Annotated in this window: 17 protein-coding genes; 11 read left to right on the plus strand and 6 right to left on the minus strand. The window is 62.3% G+C overall.

Features of this window, described 5'->3' with window-relative positions:
* Position 1 precedes the first annotated feature (1 nt).
* From CQR48_RS05700 to CQR48_RS05745, 10 genes are all read left to right on the plus strand, one after another.
* A complete protein-coding gene (locus tag CQR48_RS05700) occupies positions 2–994 on the plus strand; it encodes a DUF58 domain-containing protein (RefSeq protein WP_244898952.1) in 993 nt (330 codons plus the stop codon).
* On the plus strand, positions 991–1,560 hold the full coding sequence (locus CQR48_RS05705; RefSeq protein ID WP_015450663.1) for a hypothetical protein: 570 nt from the start codon (positions 991–993) through the stop codon (positions 1,558–1,560). The genes CQR48_RS05700 and CQR48_RS05705 overlap by 4 nt, the downstream gene beginning before the upstream one ends.
* Positions 1,557–2,642, plus strand: a complete 1,086-nt coding sequence (locus CQR48_RS05710) for a VWA domain-containing protein (protein WP_015450664.1) — start codon at positions 1,557–1,559, stop codon at positions 2,640–2,642. Before CQR48_RS05705 ends, CQR48_RS05710 begins: the two co-directional genes overlap by 4 nt.
* Positions 2,639–3,658: a VWA domain-containing protein gene (locus tag CQR48_RS05715; RefSeq protein ID WP_101452312.1), complete on the plus strand. Its 1,020-nt coding sequence runs from the start codon at positions 2,639–2,641 to the stop codon at positions 3,656–3,658. The genes CQR48_RS05710 and CQR48_RS05715 overlap by 4 nt, the downstream gene beginning before the upstream one ends.
* A complete protein-coding gene (locus CQR48_RS05720; RefSeq protein WP_015450666.1) occupies positions 3,655–4,263 on the plus strand; it encodes a DUF6466 family protein in 609 nt (202 codons plus the stop codon). Before CQR48_RS05715 ends, CQR48_RS05720 begins: the two co-directional genes overlap by 4 nt.
* 154 nt (positions 4,264–4,417) lie before the next feature.
* The gene (locus CQR48_RS09150) at positions 4,418–4,672 is read left to right on the plus strand and encodes a hypothetical protein (RefSeq protein WP_168983744.1); all 255 of its coding nucleotides are present in this window, start codon (positions 4,418–4,420) and stop codon (positions 4,670–4,672) included.
* Positions 4,669–6,249 (plus strand): alpha/beta fold hydrolase, encoded by a 1,581-nt coding sequence (locus CQR48_RS05730; RefSeq protein WP_101452314.1) that lies wholly within the window; start codon positions 4,669–4,671, stop codon positions 6,247–6,249. Before CQR48_RS09150 ends, CQR48_RS05730 begins: the two co-directional genes overlap by 4 nt.
* A 57-nt stretch (positions 6,250–6,306) precedes the next feature.
* On the plus strand, positions 6,307–7,752 hold the full coding sequence (gene purB, locus CQR48_RS05735) for an adenylosuccinate lyase (protein WP_015450670.1): 1,446 nt from the start codon (positions 6,307–6,309) through the stop codon (positions 7,750–7,752).
* A 146-nt stretch (positions 7,753–7,898) separates the two neighbouring features.
* Positions 7,899–10,436 carry a lysylphosphatidylglycerol synthase transmembrane domain-containing protein gene (locus tag CQR48_RS05740; protein ID WP_244898953.1) on the plus strand — a complete coding sequence of 846 codons (2,538 nt, stop codon included), beginning with the start codon at positions 7,899–7,901 and terminating at the stop codon, positions 10,434–10,436.
* 128 nt (positions 10,437–10,564) lie between these two features.
* A complete protein-coding gene (locus CQR48_RS05745; RefSeq protein WP_015450672.1) occupies positions 10,565–10,846 on the plus strand; it encodes an HU family DNA-binding protein in 282 nt (93 codons plus the stop codon).
* Positions 10,847–11,006: 160 nt separating this feature from the next.
* Here the strand turns inward: CQR48_RS05745 and CQR48_RS05750 are convergent, their stop codons facing one another.
* The 6 genes from CQR48_RS05750 to CQR48_RS05775 all read right to left on the minus strand — a co-directional run bounded on the left by CQR48_RS05750 (position 11,007) and on the right by CQR48_RS05775 (position 17,896).
* Positions 11,007–12,524: a proteasome accessory factor PafA2 family protein gene (locus CQR48_RS05750; RefSeq protein ID WP_033491964.1), complete on the minus strand. Its 1,518-nt coding sequence runs from the start codon at positions 12,522–12,524 to the stop codon at positions 11,007–11,009.
* Positions 12,524–12,715, minus strand: coding sequence for a ubiquitin-like protein Pup (locus CQR48_RS05755; protein ID WP_015450674.1), 192 nt, complete (start codon positions 12,713–12,715; stop codon positions 12,524–12,526). The genes CQR48_RS05750 and CQR48_RS05755 overlap by 1 nt, the downstream gene beginning before the upstream one ends.
* Before the next feature lie 153 nt (positions 12,716–12,868).
* On the minus strand, positions 12,869–13,702 hold the full coding sequence (locus tag CQR48_RS05760) for an inositol monophosphatase family protein (RefSeq protein WP_015450675.1): 834 nt from the start codon (positions 13,700–13,702) through the stop codon (positions 12,869–12,871).
* Positions 13,703–13,807: 105 nt separating this feature from the next.
* Positions 13,808–15,421, minus strand: a complete 1,614-nt coding sequence (gene dop, locus CQR48_RS05765) for a depupylase/deamidase Dop (RefSeq protein ID WP_101452315.1) — start codon at positions 15,419–15,421, stop codon at positions 13,808–13,810.
* 40 nt (positions 15,422–15,461) lie between these two features.
* Positions 15,462–17,018, minus strand: a complete 1,557-nt coding sequence (gene arc / locus CQR48_RS05770; RefSeq protein ID WP_231485522.1) for a proteasome ATPase — start codon at positions 17,016–17,018, stop codon at positions 15,462–15,464.
* Positions 17,019–17,161: 143 nt separating this feature from the next.
* A complete protein-coding gene (locus CQR48_RS05775) occupies positions 17,162–17,896 on the minus strand; it encodes a DedA family protein (protein ID WP_015450678.1) in 735 nt (244 codons plus the stop codon).
* 37 nt (positions 17,897–17,933) lie between these two features.
* On the opposite strand from CQR48_RS05775, the gene serB reads away from it, so the two are divergent.
* Positions 17,934–18,617, plus strand: a complete 684-nt coding sequence (gene serB / locus CQR48_RS05780) for a phosphoserine phosphatase SerB (protein ID WP_180335123.1) — start codon at positions 17,934–17,936, stop codon at positions 18,615–18,617.
* Positions 18,618–18,685: the final 68 nt, after the last annotated feature.

The raw sequence follows: 18,685 nt of genomic DNA on the forward strand, positions 1-18,685 counted from the left end.
CATGACAGGCACCGAGAACGGCAGCATCGCCGGAGACATGACCGGAGGCGACGCGATTCGCAGGAAAATCGAAGCGCTCGCCACCACGCTCAGTTTGCCGACCGTGAGGCGGGCGTTGGGCACCCTTGAAGGCGAACACCCTTCCCACCGGCGGTTCGGCAGCGACGACATCATGGATATCCGCCCGTACGAGCCCGGGGACGAGGCGCGGCGCATCGATTGGCATACGAGCGCGCGCAGCGGCAGGCCAATGGTCGTCCACAGGCAGCGGCGGGTCACGTCTCGCGTATGGATGCTGATGGACACGGGCCGAGAGATGACCGGCTCGTGCGAGTCGGGGGAAATGGCGTGGCAGGTTGCGGCGAACGGTCTGCGGATGTTTGCCGCGTTGAGCTTGCGCAGGTCCGACGACATCTCCTTGGTCTGCGCTGATTCGGCGAGTATCACCAGAGTGCCGTTCCATGGCGGTTTCGCACAGTTCGAGCACACACTCGACCGCGCGCTGGAACGCCCTTGGGACCATCCGCGTAATATGGATGCTCTGTTGGATTATGCGCGGCGCATCAACGACCGTAACGCCCTGATTGTGCTGGCGACCGACGAACACGCGCTTGGTGAGCGTCAGCTCGGCGCAATCCACGCCATCGCCCGGACCCACCCAATGGTGATTGTCGACGTGGAAACCATCAACCCGTTCGCCGCCCGCCAGCGTACGGTCGCCGACGCTGATACCGGCAGAAGGTTGCCGGCGTTCCTCATCGACGCCGTAAGCAAGCGTGAAGTGGACACTCACCGCAGCTATCTCGCCGCCCAGCTCGAAGCCCAGTTGCATGCCGGGGGTTCGACGCTGATGCGCGCCTCATCGAGCGAAGCCATGTTCCGTACTTTCGTGCGCACGGTATCCGTGACACTCGCGCGCACCGGCTTCTCGACCCATCCGGTGGCTCCCCCGAAGGCCCTTGGCGCCACCGGCAAGGCAGGAGACCGCTTATGAGCACTGCTATCACCGACATCGTCCATATCGTCGCAGCGATCAAGCTCGACGACCTCAAACCGGAGCAGACGTACACTGGCGCCGGAGCAATCGCCGCCGTCCTTGTGGCTTCACTCGCCCTGGCGTGTCTGTTTGTCGTCTTGGCCGTTGTGCTGTCCAAACCGCGTCGATCCTACCCACAAGCCAAGCGAGCGCATCGCGGAGTGCATCACCAGACCAGCGGCACCCGGATCTGGCACCGGCGCATCGACGAAGTGGTGGACCGATTCCATGCGGGCGACATCAGCCGAGACCAGGCCTTCGCCCAACTCGCCTCGCTGGCCCGCGCATACGCGTCCGGCATGGCGGACGACACCATGGAAACCCGGACCTTGTCCGATCTCAACCGCACGATACCGACGTCTACAGGCAATGAGAAAGCCGGATTCATGCTGCTGCGTCAGACCATCGCGGCCTTGTATCCACCGGAATTCGCCGACGAACGGTACAATGACGCAGCCCGGTCGACAAGCGTTGAACAGGGGGCCGAATGGGTATCCACACTCGTTGAAAGGTGGCGCCGATGAGATGGCAATGGCCTTGGGCCGCGCTGATTGCCTTGGGCACCGCCTGCGTGATTGCGGCGGGTGCCTCGATGCTCGCCGCATGGCGGGAACGCAAGGCGTCCGGGCGCAATCCCGACCTCAAATCGTACAGTCTTGACGAAGACTTGAACACCGAGCACGCCTCAGAGCTGTTCCGCCAATGGCGGACTTTCAACCGTATTGCGGCGGGCGCGCTCGTCGCCGCGCTGATCCTGTCCGTCTCTCTGGTCGCCCGGCCATCGACCATCAACGAGGAACAGGAACGCTCGGCGAGCCGCGACATCGTCCTCTGCCTTGACGTATCCGGCTCAACACTCCCCTACGACCGGCAGATCATCGACACGTATCTCAAACTCGTGTCGAATTTCCAAGGCGAACGCATCGGCATGAGCATCTTCAACTCGACTTCGCGCACAGTGTTCCCGCTGACCGACGACTATGCGCTGGTGACCAGCCAGCTCAAATCCGCCGCATCGATTCTCAAAGGCGTGCAGACGCAGGATGACATCGACAAGATGAGCGACGAAGACTACCAGAAAGTCTCTGATTGGCTGGACGGCACGCAGAACAAGACCAACGCTACATCCCTGATCGGCGACGGGCTCGTCAGTTGCGCGGCGATGCTGCCCGGTTTCGCATACGGCAATGCTGCGCAGCAGGCGTCCTCCACCAAGGGTGCTGCACGCCGGCGTTCGTCATCCATTGTGCTGGCCACCGACAATGTCGTGTCCGGGCAGGAGACCTACACGCTCAAGCAGGCGCTAGACCTGACCCGCACGGCTTCCATCAGCGTGGACGCGGTGTATGCCGGTGCCAAGGAAAGTCTGAGCGACACGACGACCACCAGCCTCAAACGGCAGATCGAATCGCACGGTGGCACGTTCATGTCACAAGCCGACGGCTCATCGATCGAATCCATGGTTCGAACCATCGAAGAGCGCCAAAGCGCGCACAGCAAACGCGACGCGCAATCAGCCGTCGATGACGCCCCGGGCTGGTGGACACTCGCCCTTGCAGTGTGCATCATCGTATGGCTCGCATTCGCTTGGAGGCTGAGACGATGAACGGATGGACACTATCCCCCGCACTCGGCTGGCCGGCAGGTGTCGCGCTCGCCGTGATCATGACGGCATGCGCAATCGCCGAAATCGTCATCCACATCCGGCAGCGCTCCGCAAGCGACGAAACCGCGGCCTCATGCGTGCGACGGACGCTGATCTGTCTGCTGACGGCCGTCGCGGTGTTGACGCCGAGCACCGTCGCAGAGACCACCAGCAAAGCAGTCAACGCCACCGACATCGTCATTGCCATCGACACCACGAGCTCCATGGCGGTCAAAGACGCGACCTACGGCGACGCGACGACAATCAGCCGTCTCGACGCCGCGAAAGACGCCGTCCACGACCTGACCAAAGCCTACCCCGCCGCCAGTTTCTCCGCGATGAGTTTCGGGGCGAGCGCCTCGCTGGACGTCCCGCTGACGCCCGACACGCTTGCCATCGACAATTGGGCAGATACGTTAAGCGTCGAGCCCACGACGACATCGTCAGGATCGTCGCTGGACACTCCGCTGGACAAACTGCTGCTCACGCTCAAAGACATCCGCCAACGCCATCAGAACGACACCATCGTACTGTTCCTGATCAGCGACGGCGAGCAGACCTCGACCACCACGCGCAGAACATACTCGTCGTTGCGCCGGTATCTCGATGATGCACTCGTGCTGGGCGCCGGATCAACTACAGGCGGGCAAATCCCCGCCGACGGTTCAGACGACAGTCCTGACGGCCAAGAAACCTGGGTGACCGACCCGACCACCGGCCAACCCGGTATTTCAAAACTCAGCCCGGATACGCTGAGCACCATAGCCGACGAGCTCAGCGGCACCGCCGTCATGCTGGACGCCACCCACACCGCGACCGATTCGCTGCCGAAGGCGTCCAAGACGTGGCGGACCACCTCCACCGCAAAGACACGGCAACGCACCACACCCGTGGTCTGGCCGATCGCCATCGCCATCGCCGCGCTGCTGGCATGGGAGTTCGGCGCATGGGTAGGAATGTCAAGGAGACTGCTATGACCGCCACGAACGGCACATCGAACTCGCTGCCTAAACCTCCTGTCACCGGCACGAAACGCGCTGCACTCGCGGTCCGCATCGCGCTGGTTATGTTCGCGTGCCTCGCGCTGATTCTGGCCTTGGTTGCGGCGGCTAATCTGCAGGCTCAGAGCGCCTACAACCAGGCCACTGCAAGTCTCAAAGCCGATCTGGCGGCGTCAGCGAAGGCCACCGCGGACTGGTCGACGCTCGCGGCACGTCAAGAGCAGACCGACGATCAGTTCGCCGAGGCAGCGACATGGAACGCCGTACTGCTGCCTGAGCTCAAACAGCTCATCGCCGCCAACAGTGCCACATCACACACCCTGACCAAGCGCATCGCTGCGGAACTCAAACAGCAGCAGGGCGCGGCTTCGTCCTCTTCAGCCGATTCCGGGGATGGTTCTGCGCAACAGCCGTCGGCTTCTTCGTCCCCATCGCCTTCTCAGGACGGGTTGAACGATGAACAACGTCAACAGGTGCAGGATCTGCTCAAATCCAACCAGTCCGCCTCGCCCTCGCCCTCGACGAGCTCCACCACGGGAACAACAACCCCCACCCCCAGTGGGAGCGTCAAACCATGGTGAATGCTGGTCAGGCTTGCGCTTGCGGCGACAAAACGGCGACAGCACAAGGCTGATCAACTTTTGACCACATCGAAGCCTCAGACGTGCATCCGGTCGCATCATACGCTTCGATGGAAGCATGACATCATTCACACCATTTCATACTTCACCGCTCATGGGCGAACCAGTGACATGCACATGTCGGCGTGCCGCCACCGCAGCGATTGACGCGCTCGACACCGCGTATTCCCACACCCGCGAGGGCGCAACGGCACTCGACGAATGCACGGCGCTCGCCACCGCCGCACACTGGCAAGGCCAGGCAGCGACACTGATGAGACAATCACTCAACATGCTGATCGCTCAAGCCGACACCATCGGGCAACGCGCACGCATCATACTCGCCAACCTCCGGGAGGACACGCAATGACATGGCAGGTCACATCCCGAATCTCAGGCGGCCCGACGTTGAGCGTTCCCGATGCGCAGCAGTTCCAAGCGCTGATCGCCTCACTTGAGCAGGCTTCGCGCAGGATGACGCTTCAGGCAAGGCTATGGTCCGAGGCGCGCGAACGCATTGTCTCCTCCCAGCTTCAATCCGGATGTTGCCCGGCCAATCGACAGATCAGTCCCGGCAGCCACAGCAACGCCATCAACGCGTTCAGGCATATCCCCCTGCGGCACCGCGAACTGTCGCACTGGTGCGATGAACAGACCCGCGACTGCCATGCCGTCGCCGCACGGCTTGATACGCTCTCCCGGCTCGTGGCGCGCGCCCACGGCCTGTATTTGGATGCCGAACACCGCGCTTCGTCGTACGGCGGTTCAATCCCCACAGACCCGCTGGCAACATCCGCACCGAGCCTGAAAGGGCTTGCCGCCTCGATCCTCGAATCCATCGGATCGATACGCGCAGGCGGCGACGCGCGGCAGGCGGCGCTCGAAGCACTGCATTCCACTGCCCCCTATCATGAGGCCATCATGGCGGGGTTCAGCGCGATGGTCCTCGGCGGCATAGCAGTGACACGGACCGCAGGCGGCTACGCACCAGGCAGCGACGACGGGACGGGCAACGGAACGGGCAGCGCCCGGAGAGCCGACGACCTGTTTCAGGGCATGCTTACCAAGCAACGCGTCAACATCGCCGCCGGGCAACTCGCCTCACTCACCGCCTCACTCAACGACAACCGGCAAGGCAACCGTCTCGATCTGACCCGGAAGCACCCTCCCGGACAAGTCGTGCAACCGGTCGATGATATCGCTGGGGCCATCGCGCAACTGCGTTCCCTCGCAGAAAGCCAGTACGGCACCGGAACAGACAACGGCTTGTCATATGCGACAATTGCCATCCAACGCTACCGGCGCGACGACGGGAGCGTTGGATGGCTCGTCATCGTACCCGGCACGGACGGCCACGCGGATTCCCCATTCGGCTGGCCACAGAATATCGAGCTGATGAGCAGCGACGCGGATACCAGGATCGGGGCCGACAGCGCGCGGATGGTCATGGAGGCCATGGACCGCGCCGGCGTCAAGCACGACGACCCCGTCGCCGTCATCGGGCACTCCCAAGGTGGTATCGTGGCCGCCACACTCGCTGCCGACAGCGGGTACAACATCAGGCATATCGTCACCGCAGGCTCACCTGTGGCGAACCATCCGATCCGCGAAGGAGTATGGACCACAAGCATCGAAATGGACGACGAACTGGTCGCGGCGCTGGATGGCACGCCTAATCCGGCAAGCGAATCATGGCTCACCATCCGCGGCTCGGTCAGCCGACAGCCCGAACACCATGAAAGCAATACGGCGGATATGGCTTCGCCGGTGCCGCAAAGCGTCAAACACCGTGAAATGTCACATCATCTGAAATTCCATCAAGCCGCGTACACCAACGCGCTCGCGCTTGGTTCCAGGGCGGTGTCCTCGCATGACCGGCACTTCAGCCAGGTCGTCGGCGGCACCTTGGAGGAAACCAGCTACTGGCAGGGCCGCATGACGCGATGAGACCGGCGGCGGGAGCATGACCGCCGCCGGTTCACGGTAGGAAGTATCCTGAGCAGTATGAAGCTTACTGATATCACCCCAGCAATCGCACTGACCCCGCTCGACGGGCGCTACCACAAGCAGACGGCTCCCTTGGTGGAATACATGAGCGAACCGGCGCTCAACCGCGAGCGCATGCGTGTGGAAGTCGAATGGATGATCCTGCTCGCCAACGGGTTCTCCGGCAACGGCAACCAGCCGATCATCCCCGGTGTCAAGCCGCTGACCCAAGCCGAGCAGGAGTATCTGCGCGCCATTCCCGAACAGTTCGGCGCGGAGGGCATCGCCCGTCATGCAGCACATGAGGCAATCACGCATCATGACGTGAAGGCGGTCGAATACTATATCGACGACGAACTGGACAAAGCCGCCGACGCGCTCGGTGAAGAAACCCAGCTGACCCATCTGAAAACCCTCGTGCATTTCGCCTGCACGAGCGAGGACATCAACAACCTGTCCATCGCCCGCTGCGTGAAGAACGCAATCGAACAGGTGTGGCTGCCTGACGCGCAGGCGATTGTCGACCTGCTGACCGAAAAAGCCGAACAGTATCGCGACATGTCCCTGCTCGCACTGACCCACGGCCAGCCGGCCACGCCGACCACGCTGGGCAAAGAGCTCGCCGTGTTCGTCCACCGTCTCAACCGCCAGCTCAAGCATGTGCGCGAACAGGAATACCTCGGCAAGATCAACGGCGCCACCGGCACCTTCGGCGCACATCTGGCCGCCCTGCCGGACGTCGACTGGATCGCCGTCTCCCAAGAGTTCGTCACCAACCGCATGGGCCTGACCTGGAATCCGCTGACCACGCAGATCGAAAGCCACGACTGGCAGGCGGAGCTCTACGGCACCATCAGCCACACCAACCGTATCCTGCATAATCTCGCGGTGGACGTGTGGATGTACATCTCCCGCGGCGTGTTCGCCCAGGAGCCGGTCAAGGGCGCCACCGGATCCTCCACCATGCCGCACAAGGTCAATCCGATCCGCTTCGAAAACGCTGAAGCCAATCTCGAGATCTCCTGCTCGCTGCTGGACACCCTGTCCGCCACGCTGGTGGAAAGCCGTTGGCAGCGCGACCTGACCGATTCCACCACGCAGCGCAATATCGGCTCCGCGCTCGGCTATTCCGTCCTTGCCCTGACGAATCTGCTCGGCGGTCTCAAGTCCATCCACCCCAATGAGATCGTCATCAGCCGCGAGCTGGATGAGAACTGGGAGGTGCTCGGCGAACCCATCCAGACAGCGATGCGCGCCGGCGAGCTGGCGGGCGAGCCTGGTATGGATCATCCGTACGAGAAAGTCAAGGAGCTCATGCGCGGCCACAGCATCGGCAAGGCGGACGTCGAACGGTTCATCGACGAGCAGTCCTTCGATTCGGCCACCGCGGCACGGCTCAAGGCACTGACACCGGCTACCTATACCGGCGCTGCGTCGAAGCTGGTCGATTTCGACCGCCAGTAACCACCAGACATCAGGCGCAGGGTGTGTGCCCTAGCGAGCTCGCATTCGCGCGTCTGACAGTCCGCCAACGAAGGCGCGTCACAGCGGATAAGGCCGTGACGCGCCTTTGCCACGTTCGTAACCGCAGACCCATCGGGGGCTGCGTCATGTCTATCCCGGAAAGACAAGCCGTGCATCACACCCCAGCATCACCGACAGATGATATCGTCCCCAAGGAAGCAGACGCATCCAAGCGTTCCGGACAAGCCTCGCCGTCTGGGAACGAGGATGCGCAAACAGCCGCGATCCATGATATCCCGCCCCGCAGGACCCGTGATTTCACAGACCTGACCCACGCGGTCGCCGCGTTGCTCGCCATGGTGGCCATCCTCCTGATCGCCGCCTATCTCAACGGCATGACTAAAGGCGTGGAAACCGATGCACGCAATGCCGGTCAGGCGCTCGACTGGCTGATGGACGTTCCCACCACCATGCTGCAGCAGCTGACCGCTGTATGCATCGTGATCAGCGTGCTCATCCAAATCCTGATGAACCGCGAATGGCTGCACTCCGTCGTCTCAATCCTCGCGCTGCTCAGCGGTTATGCCTGTTGCGCGCTACTGAGCGCCGGACTCCATGCCACCGGCAGCATCAACCTCATCTCCGCACTCGCATCAAACGGAACAGGCGCCTCCCCACTGTCCCTGCTGCCGGATATCTATGCCGGTCTTGGAGCATTCCTCACCGTCGCCGGGCCTAGGCGCATCCATTCCACCGTCCGGTGGGGCTGGAACACGCTGTATATCGTCGCCGCAATCCTGGTCATCGTCTCTTGGCATTCAGTACCCGGCGTGCTGGTCTCATTCGCGTTGGCCCGTGTCATCGGCATGCTTATCCGTTTCGCTGCCGGTAGCGAAAACAAAGGCATCTGGGGCAAACACCTGGTCGAAGCCCTGCGCGGTGTCGGCATTGATGCCGCGTCTCTGGCACGACGCATCGAAGCGAATAACGATAACGCGGTCATCCAAACCTGCGTGGATGATGATCTAATCGAGAATTCGCGCATCTACGACGTTACGGACACCAAGGGCCACGACTACGTGGTTTCCGTGCTCGACGACCAGAAACACAGCGCCGGCTATTTCAGCCAACTGTGGCAGTGGATTCGGCTCAACGGTGTCGTCGTGCGCCGCGACCGTTCCGCCCAGGACGCAATGCACCATCATCTCGCCATGCTCTTGGGTTTGCGCAATATCGGCCTGCAAACCCCTTCGGCATACGGGGTGGCGGATGCCGCGGAATCCTCGATTCTGATATTCGATTCGAACACCCGGCTCGCACCGTGTGATTTGCAGCATATGAGCGACGCCCAGGCGCGAGATCTGCTCGCATACCTCAGCCACGCCAATATGCGCGGATACACTCATCGCAGAATTACCCCGTCCACCATCGCGTTGCTGGATGGTGCCACTCCGGTCATTGCCGGATGGCAGAACGGCGACTGCGCGAGCAACGCTGCGAACATGGCCCTCGACAAGGTCCAGCTGCTCGCCCTGCTGTGCGCCTCAATCGGTGTGGAACGCTCCATTGCAGCGGCCCGGGACATATGGGGGGACGCCACGTTGATTGACATCGCCCCGTTCGTGCAGAAAGCCGCGGTTCCTGCGGCGACACGCGCGATGCCTGGTTGGGACAAGCACCTGCTCGGCGCCTTGCGCGACAGATTGAAAACCCTGCTGTCCGAAGACGCCGACGAACCGTTGGAAACCGTCACGCTCTCACGGTTCAGCCTGCGATCGTTCATCGCCCTGACCCTGACCATCGTCGCCATCGCAGTGATCTTCACACAATTGCGTCCTGACGCGATGATCCAGGCGATTCGCAACGCGAACCCGTGGTGGGCGCTGTTGTGTATGCTGTTCAGCATGGTTGCGTGGATGGGCACCGGCCTGACTCTCGCCGCGTTCATGGACAAGGACAAACGCCACATCTTCGGCATCTTCTGCTCGCAGGCGGCATCCGGCTTCACGGCGGTGTCCATGCCAGCAGGCGTCGGCCCGGCGTTCGTGAACCTGCAATTCCTACGCAAAAGCGGCTACAAGAACACCTCGGCGACCGCAATTATGAGCGCCGTCGTCGTCTCGCAGGCGCTCACCACGGTCGCGCTGCTGCTCGGCATCGGCATTTTCTCCGGCCGCAACACCCTCTCGGGCATGGTGCCCACCAACACCTTGATCATCGCCATTGCCATCGTCGCCTTGGTGATTTCGCTGGCGATGATCATTCCGCCGGTGCGCAAGAAAATCATCACCACCTACCTGCCGATCGTCCGCTCGTATGCGCGCCAACTGGTCGAAATGCTCACCAAGCCCAAGGAGTTCGGCATCGCCATCGCGGGAGCGATCATCTTGAACCTCGCCATCGGCATGGGGTTCTGGGCCGCGCTCCTCGCCTTCGGATACCGGACGAATCCCATCGAAACGATGTTCATCTTCATCCTCGCGAACACCTTGGGATCGGCGGTGCCAACCCCGGGCGGCCTGGGCGCCATCGAAGCGGCCCTGACCTTCGCATTCAGCTCAGTCGGCGTGCCTGCGGCGGTGGCCTTGTCGGCAACCCTGCTGTACCGCATCTGCTTCTACTGGCTGCGTATCCCGCTCGGTGCGCTCGCCATGCAGTGGTTGAACCGCCACAATCTCATCTGAATGTGCCGATTTCCTAAAAAGTGGCGGAAAACCCCGGAAAATAGCCGTGTTTCTCCAGAATCTGCGCTATTATCGACTGTTGACACGGCCTTTCGTAATGTGAAGGCCCCTGACAAGAAGGATGCTTTATGGCATACAACAAGTCTGATCTCGTCTCGAAGATCGCGCAGAAGTCCAACCTGACCAAGGCTCAGGCCGAAGCCGCCGTGAACGCGTTCCAGGATGTGTTCGTCGAGGCAATGAAGTCCGGCGAGGGTCTGAAGCTCACCGGTCTGTTCTCCGCTGAGCGTGTCAAGCGCGCTGCGCGCACCGGCCGCAACCCGCGCACTGGCGAGACCATCAAGATCCCGGCTTCCTACGGCGTGCGCATCTCCGCAGGCTCCCTGCTGAAGAAGGCCGTCGCCGAGTGAACTGATTCCAGTTTCACCCTGTGAAGGACAAGGAAACCCCGACCATTGGCGGCCGGGGTTTTCTGTTTCTATACAACCTGTCGCCGCCAAGAGCATGACGTGCGGCTTTTGACGCGCAGCAGTGCTCTTGCGACGCTTGACGATTGCGGGTAGCGCACAGTCAGGCCTGCGACGCGGATTTCTCGAGCCGGGCTAGCACCTCGTCGAAGGCCGGAGACGGGCCGGCGTCGAAGGGATCGAGCATGACCACCTCGCCGTGCACCGGTTCGCTCAGCGTCAATCGGGTCCAATCGCATGAATAGCGCGCCCCGCGCCACATCGCCTCCCGGACGAACTGTCCACGCATCGCCGCACGCGTATCGGCGGGCGGTCGGTCAACCGCACGCCCAACATCCTGTTCTGACACGAGCACGCGCATCATGCCGCGACGTACCAAGGCCGGGTACACGCTGCCGTTGACGATATCGTGATAATCCATATCAAGCTGTTGGGCGCGCCACGGGTCAATGCGCCGCCCATGCCCTCCGAGCGCAGACAGCAGCCGGTATTTCGCCGCCCAATCAAGTCTGTCGGCGAGCGCGGCCACGTCATTCGCAGCGATGAGGTCCAGCAGCTCCTGCCAATCGTCCAGGACGCGAGACACATCGGTTCTGGGCAGCGTCCCGGAGACACTATCCGGGTCTGCGGTGACCGCCTTCCTGACGATATCGAGATAATACTGTTGGATTTCCAGAGCACTGGCCGAACCTTCTGGATGCCATGCAGCGTTCCCATCACCGCGGTCGACGGCGAGCCGTACTGCCGTTCTGCCGGTGATATCGCGGCTAATCGCCCGATTCGCAAGATTGGGGTCGGCAAGCGTACACGCTTGGAATCCCGAGGCGCGTCCGGCACGCACGCTGGATTCGATGACCCCAAGAACCAGATGCGTGGTGGCGAGTTTCATGAAGGTAACGAACTGTGAGCGGTTGGAATCGCCGATAATCACATGCAGCCGGCGGAATTGGTCGGGGTCGGCGTGCGGTTCGTCCCGGGTGTTGACCATCGGACGAGCCCTCGTGGTCGCCGAGGACACCGCCTCATCAAGGTAATCGGCGCGCTGGGACAGTTCGAATCCATGATCGGTGACCCTGCCCGCACCGGAAAACAGCTGTCTGGTAATCAGGAACGGCAGCAGCTCACGTTCGATGACCGGAAGCGGCACGTAGCGGCGAACCAGATAATTCTCATGGCATCCGAAGGCGTGCCCCGCGGAATCGACGTTGTTCTTGAACACGTGGACCATGGCATGCTCCCCGACTTTGGCGCGAATGCGTTCCTGCGCCTGAAGGGCGAGCTTGCGGATCACCGATTCGCCGGCAAGGTCCTGTTCGAGCGCATCGAGGGGGTCACGCGTTTCAGCGGTCGCATACTCAGGATGTGAGCCCACGTCAAGGTAGAGTCTGGCGCCATTGCGCAGATAGGTGTTCGTCGAACGCGCCTGTGCGACCACGGGCAAGAACATCGTCGCCGCGACTTGTCTGGCATCAATGCGGCGTTCGCCGCCGGTCATGGAGACTCCGTATTCGGTTTCGATGCCGAAGATCCGCTCGCCTGTCCCGTATTGTGGCGAACGCGGCGCGTCTACCCCGTCGGAGCCGGTGAGCGCATGGGTCCCGCTGTCGCGCAGCTGCGGCATCACTGGCCGCCTTGCTGTACGAAGCTGTTCACATAGTCCTGCGCGTTGGTTTCCAAGGTGGAGGCTATATCGTCAAGCACCTGGTCGAGCGCGTCGGTTTGGGTTTCAGCTTGCGCACGTTCCAACGGTTGTTGGCTATCATCGGCGCGTTGTTCCCCTCGCGCACGGCCTTGCGCGAATTCCTGTGGCATGACCCACTCCTTTCATTCGACCGATTCGGTCCCAAATTCCAGCGTACCGCGCCTAGACAGCCGAATACCCGCAGATGGCCGAACCACCGAGGCTTACAGCCTATACAGGGCTGTGCCGACGCGTACGCAATAAGTCTCGAAGCCGTTCGGCGATCAGCGCAGATACGGTCGCAACTGGTCGATGAGCAGACCATTGCTAGCCACGACGTCGTTGGCCTCACGCCAACGGATGTCCCCGCCGTCCCAGCGGGACACCTGGCCTTGTGCTTCACGCACCACCACCGTGCCTGCAGATACGGCTGGAATATCCCAAGAGTGCAGATGCGGTTCGAAATACGCGTCATACGTGCCGTCAGCCACCCGACACATGTCCAGCGATACCGGGCCGACCCGCTTGATGTCGGCAGGCTTGCCGGCGAGCGCGGCCACCACGTGCAGCGCGCGTTCCGATTCCGATGGCACGTAGGACATGCCATAGCTAATGACGGAGCCTTCCAGGCTGGCACGCGTGGTGGGGATAATCTTCTGCCGCTTGTCCCCGAACGGGGTACGCCAGATGCGAATCGCGCCTTTGCCCTGCGCGGCAAGATACGTAAGCTCGAGCGCCGGGGCGTGAACGATGCCGAGAATCGGGTTCGCTCCCCCATGCTCGTCGATTTCGAACAGGGAAATCGTCACCGTCCATTCGGACATGTCGCGTACGAAATTGATGGCCCCATCAATCCGGCCGACGCACCAATAGCGCTCTCCCGGCTGGCAATGCTCCGGACGGTCATGCCAGAACCCGTTGAACCGGTCAAGATAGGTCAAGCGGTTCTCGATGAACGGCACGAGACGTTCATTGACTGGCAACACCGGAGGTTCGCCGGGAACATCCGGGATGTGCACCTCGACCATACTGGACGGGTTTGCCTGCGCCTGGAACGCATGCTTGCCCACATCCTGTGCCACACGGGCGGCTTCAAGCGCCAGCTGCTGCAGATCCATGTTTCACCTCACCTGTCGTTCGCCGGCCTGTCCGGCTCGGGGCGTGGCAACGCCGTTCGGGCAGCCGTTGCCACGCCGCATATCACAATATCTTCTTGGGGTATCTTACCTGTCGGCGATGATGTTACGAAGCACATCCGCCGCGGATTTGCCCTGAGTCAAGCCATCGTGCACGGCGTGTTCACAACGTGCACGCGTCCACGACAGCGGATCGGACATATCGAAGCCGAACAACGAGCCATCCGATTCACGCACTGTCAACCGCGACCACGATGCCGCCACGACTTGAGGCGTGAACCCTTCGACTATATGCGCCCGCAACCATGCGCGGGTCGTCTCCGGCGCCTGCACGGCGGCCTCAGCGACTAACGCATCGGCGTCAGGATCATCAAGACGCTCAGTGCGCGCCTTCACCGCCTCGAACAGCGAAATCTTCGGGTCCAAGGCCGCCCAACGCAGGTCAAGCGCGGCGATGTTTGGGTCCGACCAGGACGCCTCGTGCCCCGGTCGGGCGCCCAACCGGCGGCGCATACGCTCCAGTAGCTGCCATTTGAGCAGCCATTCCAAGCGCGACCCCTCGTCAACCATCGTCAACCGCGTGTCGTCATTCGCATGTCTGACGGCGGCGACATCGGCGAGCGCCTGACGCCACAATCCGATCATCCTGCGTGTCTGTACATCCGGCCATATCGGGGTGCCTTGGCTGTCGGTGCCGTAGCGCATCGCCGCAACCTCGAACACGGCGGTGAGCAGCCGCGTCTGAATCTGCCATGCGGTCATCGTCCCGCCATCGGCCAGCTGCAACGGTATGCCCAGCGTCAAGTCATGCGAAACCTCGTGCATCGCTGCGACCGGATCGTCCAACGTCACTTGCGAGAGCAACGTGTCCACATCGTAGGAAACCTCCGGTGCCGCCTCCAGCAGCCACAACAGCAGGCTTGTTGTGCCGAGTTTCAATGCCTGCGGCACATCCATGCGATTGGCGTCCCCGACAATCACATGCAGACGCCGGTACTCTCCCGTGCTATGCGATTCGTCGCGCGTGTTGACGATCGGGCGATCGAAGGTGGTTTGCAATCCGACGCGCGTATGGATGTAGTCGGCGCGCTGGCTGAGCTGGAAGCCCGCATGCTCGCACCGCTCCCCCAGCCCCACACGCCCTGACCCCGTATACAGCTGGCGTGTGACCAGATGCGCAGTCATGAGCGCCGCAACCTGGTCGAAGGGCACGGAACGTAGCATCATGTAGTTCTCATGCGTGCCCCAGCTGGCACCTTTGCCATCAACATTATTGCGGTACAAGGCCACCGGGTTGCCGGTGCGCCGCGACGCCTCCTGCGCCGCACGATGCATAATCAAGTCGCCGGCATGGTCGTAGCGGATCGCTTCGAACGGGTCGGTCGTCTCCGGCGCGGAATATTCGGGATGCGCGTGGTCGACGTACACCCTACCACCGTTGGGAGCGATGATATTGGTGATATGCAGCTGGGGCGCGTCCGTGAGCATGTCGGGACGGGCGGCTGCACGCTCCAACCGATGTCCGCGTGCGTCATTGACCGGGTCCTCCTGCCGGTAATCCCAGCGGATACCACCACGGGTGCCGTCGTCGGCGGCGGCGGCGACCACATCGAAACTCAGCCGCACCGGATTCGCGCGCGCATCGCCCGGCCGGCTGACCGCATATTCGGTTTCCGTCCCCATCACTCTGCGAACGCTCATTCGGCCTCCTTATCCGCCGCATTCCGGCACGTACAACGCATCACTCGCCGCTTGTGCGGACCTCATCAGTACCGGCATCATAACCGGTCGCATACCCCGCCCGGTACCCTGCCGCCGGCCGGATGCGCACGACACGGCCGCCGGCGATGCCGTTGATGCGGGACCATTGCACCGGATCGGCGTCGAGCACGGCATCACGGGTCTCTTGGAATTCGCCGTCCACGGCTCCGGCGAGCATCGCGACACTCAACGCGACGTCCGAGCCGGTCTCAATCGACGCCTTGACAGCCCGGGTTTTGGCACGGTCGACGATGTTCTTGAGCATCGCGCCCGAGACGACATCGCCCAGATACAGCGGGGACCACACGCCGGAATCGTCAAGCACATCCGCCACATGCCGGTGTTCGCCATGCGCGAACAGGTCATGCACCAGCACCCCGACCAGCGCATCGACATCGACTCCAGGTTCCAACGGCAGATCATCGGTCAGATAATGCCGCACAATCTGGCAAGCCTGCGACTCGCGCGGACGGTCGATGCGGATTTTCACATCGAGCCGCCCTGGCCTCAACACCGCCGGATCAATCATGTCCACACGGTTCGAGGCGCCGATGACCATCACATTGTCCAGCCGCTCCACACCGTCCAGCTCGGCCAGGAACTGCGGGACAATCGTCGTCTCCACATCACTGGACACGCCGGAACCGCGCGTGCGAAGCAGTGAATCCATCTCGTCGATGAATACAATGACCGGACGCCCGTCAGCCGCACGCTCCCTGGCGCGGCGGAAAATCAGGCGAATCAAGCGTTCCGACTCCCCCACGTATTTGTTGAGCAGTTCCGGACCCTTGACTGACAGGAACACCCCGGAACCAGCATCCGCCCCTTGGGCGAGCGCATGGGCGACGGCCTTGGCAATCATCGTCTTGCCGTTGCCCGGAGGGCCATATAGGAGAATGCCCTTCGGCGCGTTGAGATGATACCTGCGGTACAGCTCCCGATGCTGGAACGGCAGCTGGACAGCGTCCCGAATACGCCCGATCTGCTCGTCGAGCCCGCCGATGTCGTCGAAAGCGACATCCGGGGTCTCTTCCAACACCAGATCGGCATCCTCTTGCGCAGGCAGCACGTCGAGCACGAAACGGCGGGCGGCATCAGTCAGCACACGGTCGCCGGGTTCCAGCGTCGATTCGAGCGACACCGCCGTCGGACGGACGACCTGCAAGGCTCCGCCGGCATCGGCGGCCAGTACGCGGCCGTCCGCGAACACCTGCTTGACGTGCAGCACGGCACCGAGACGGTCTGCGTCCCTGCGGCCAACGATCACCATATTCTCGTTAAGCAGTACCGTATCCCCCGGCTTCAGGCGCGATGCCTGCAAGGTCGTCGAGACGGGGACAATCATGCGGCGGGAACCGGAAAGGATCTCCGCGCTCGCGTGCTGAACGCCTAGATCATCGGTGGCGCAGGCTTCAACCGCGACCATCGTCGCGAAATTCAGCGGCGGCTGAGCGAACTGGCCGAGTTGGGATTTTGCTTTTGTCAGCTCCTGACTCGCGCGGGTGAGCGCGGCCGCCAGCGCATGGTTCTTCGCCATCAGCTGATCATTGGCTTGCGCGAGCTCATCAAGGGCACGATCCCGCGCTTGAAGCGCATCGGTTTGGCAGTCCGCCTGACCGGGCCCCTGTGCCGTTTTCGTCTCGTCATCGCTCATGGTCGTCTCGCTTCCTGCGGTGGCCGTCACCGCTCCTGCAGGTCGTTCCTCGTTGCGCGATTAGGCTCGTCGGTCTCCTCCGCGCGCGTACGCCTGCCCTCAATCAGCTTACGCGTCCGCAGCACGATGAACACGAGCACGACCACGATAACCGCGGCGATGACGACGTCCTCGAATACGTTGAGCACGCCCAGAATCGAGCACCAGTTGTCTCCCAGCAAGTAGCCGGCAGTGACGAGCACCGTGTTCCAGACAGCTGAACCGAGCAGGGTCCAGCCGCTGAACTGTACCAGATTCATTCGGTTGAAACCGGCGGGGATGGAAATCAGCGAACGCACCACCGGAATGACCCGGCCAATCAGCACGGACCATGTGCCGTAGCGGCTGAACCAATCGCTGGCACGATTGACGTCATCGCGACTCACACCCGGAATGAGGTCGGCGGCACGGTGGATACGGTGCAGCCCGACAAGCCGCGACACGCCGTATAAGGTCAGCGCGCCGACAAGCGAGCCTACGGTGGCCCACACGATGGCCGCAGGCAGGGACATGGTGCCTCGTGAAGCGGTGAATCCCGCCAATGGAAGAATGATTTCACTGGGAATGGGAGGAAATATGGATTCGAGTGCGATGGCGAGCATCACGCCGATGCCGCCGATGGATTCCATGAGTTCCACCAACCATGTGGTGATGGTGCCGATGAGGCCGCCGTCGGATGTGTCGCACATGGGGGCAGTGGTCGCAAGAGCATAAACACGCATGTCGGTATTGTCCCAGTATTTTCAGACAATCGAAGGCATGACCGATGAACCTTTGCAAGCTTCCAACGAATCCACCCCCACCCTGGCCCGCCCGGGCATCTTGGTGATGGACGTGGATTCCACGCTCATCGACCAGGAAGTGATCGACGAGCTGGGTGTCGCCGCGGGGGTCGGCGGGCAGATTGCCGCCGTGACCGCCCGCGCGATGGCCGGTGAACTGGAGTTCTGCGAGGCGTTGCGCGAACGGGTCAAGCTGCTTGCCGGACTGCCGGTGAGCGTGTTCGACGAGGTGTATCACCGGATCACGTTCACCAATGGCGCGCTTGATTTGATTGACGCCCTGCACCAGCATGGCTGGACGGTCGGCGTGGTCAGCGGCGGGTTCCACGAGGTGGTGGACCGTCTGGTGCAAGATGCGCATATCGACCATGCGCTGGCGAACCGACTGGAGGTCGTTGACGGCCGGCTGACCGGCAGAGTGCTCGGTGAAATCGTATGCAAAACCACGAAACTGCATGCTTTGCAGGCGTGGGCTCGACTTGACGGCATTGCCGTTGACCAGACGGTCGCGGTCGGCGACGGCGCCAACGATATCCCGATGATCAAGGCGGCCGGCCTCGGCGTGGCGTTCTGCGCCAAGCCGAAAGTACAGCTCGCCGCCGATATCGCGATCAACGAACGCGACCTGCGCCAAGTACTCGGGCTGCTGTCGCGTGACTGACCCGGCCTGGTTGTGCGGACGCTGAATACGCTGTCAGCGTCGGCACAACCAGCCATGGCGTGGCGCCG

Origin of the sequence: Bifidobacterium thermophilum (assembly GCF_002846655.1) — a bacterium.
GTDB lineage: Bacteria > Actinomycetota > Actinomycetes > Actinomycetales > Bifidobacteriaceae > Bifidobacterium > Bifidobacterium thermophilum.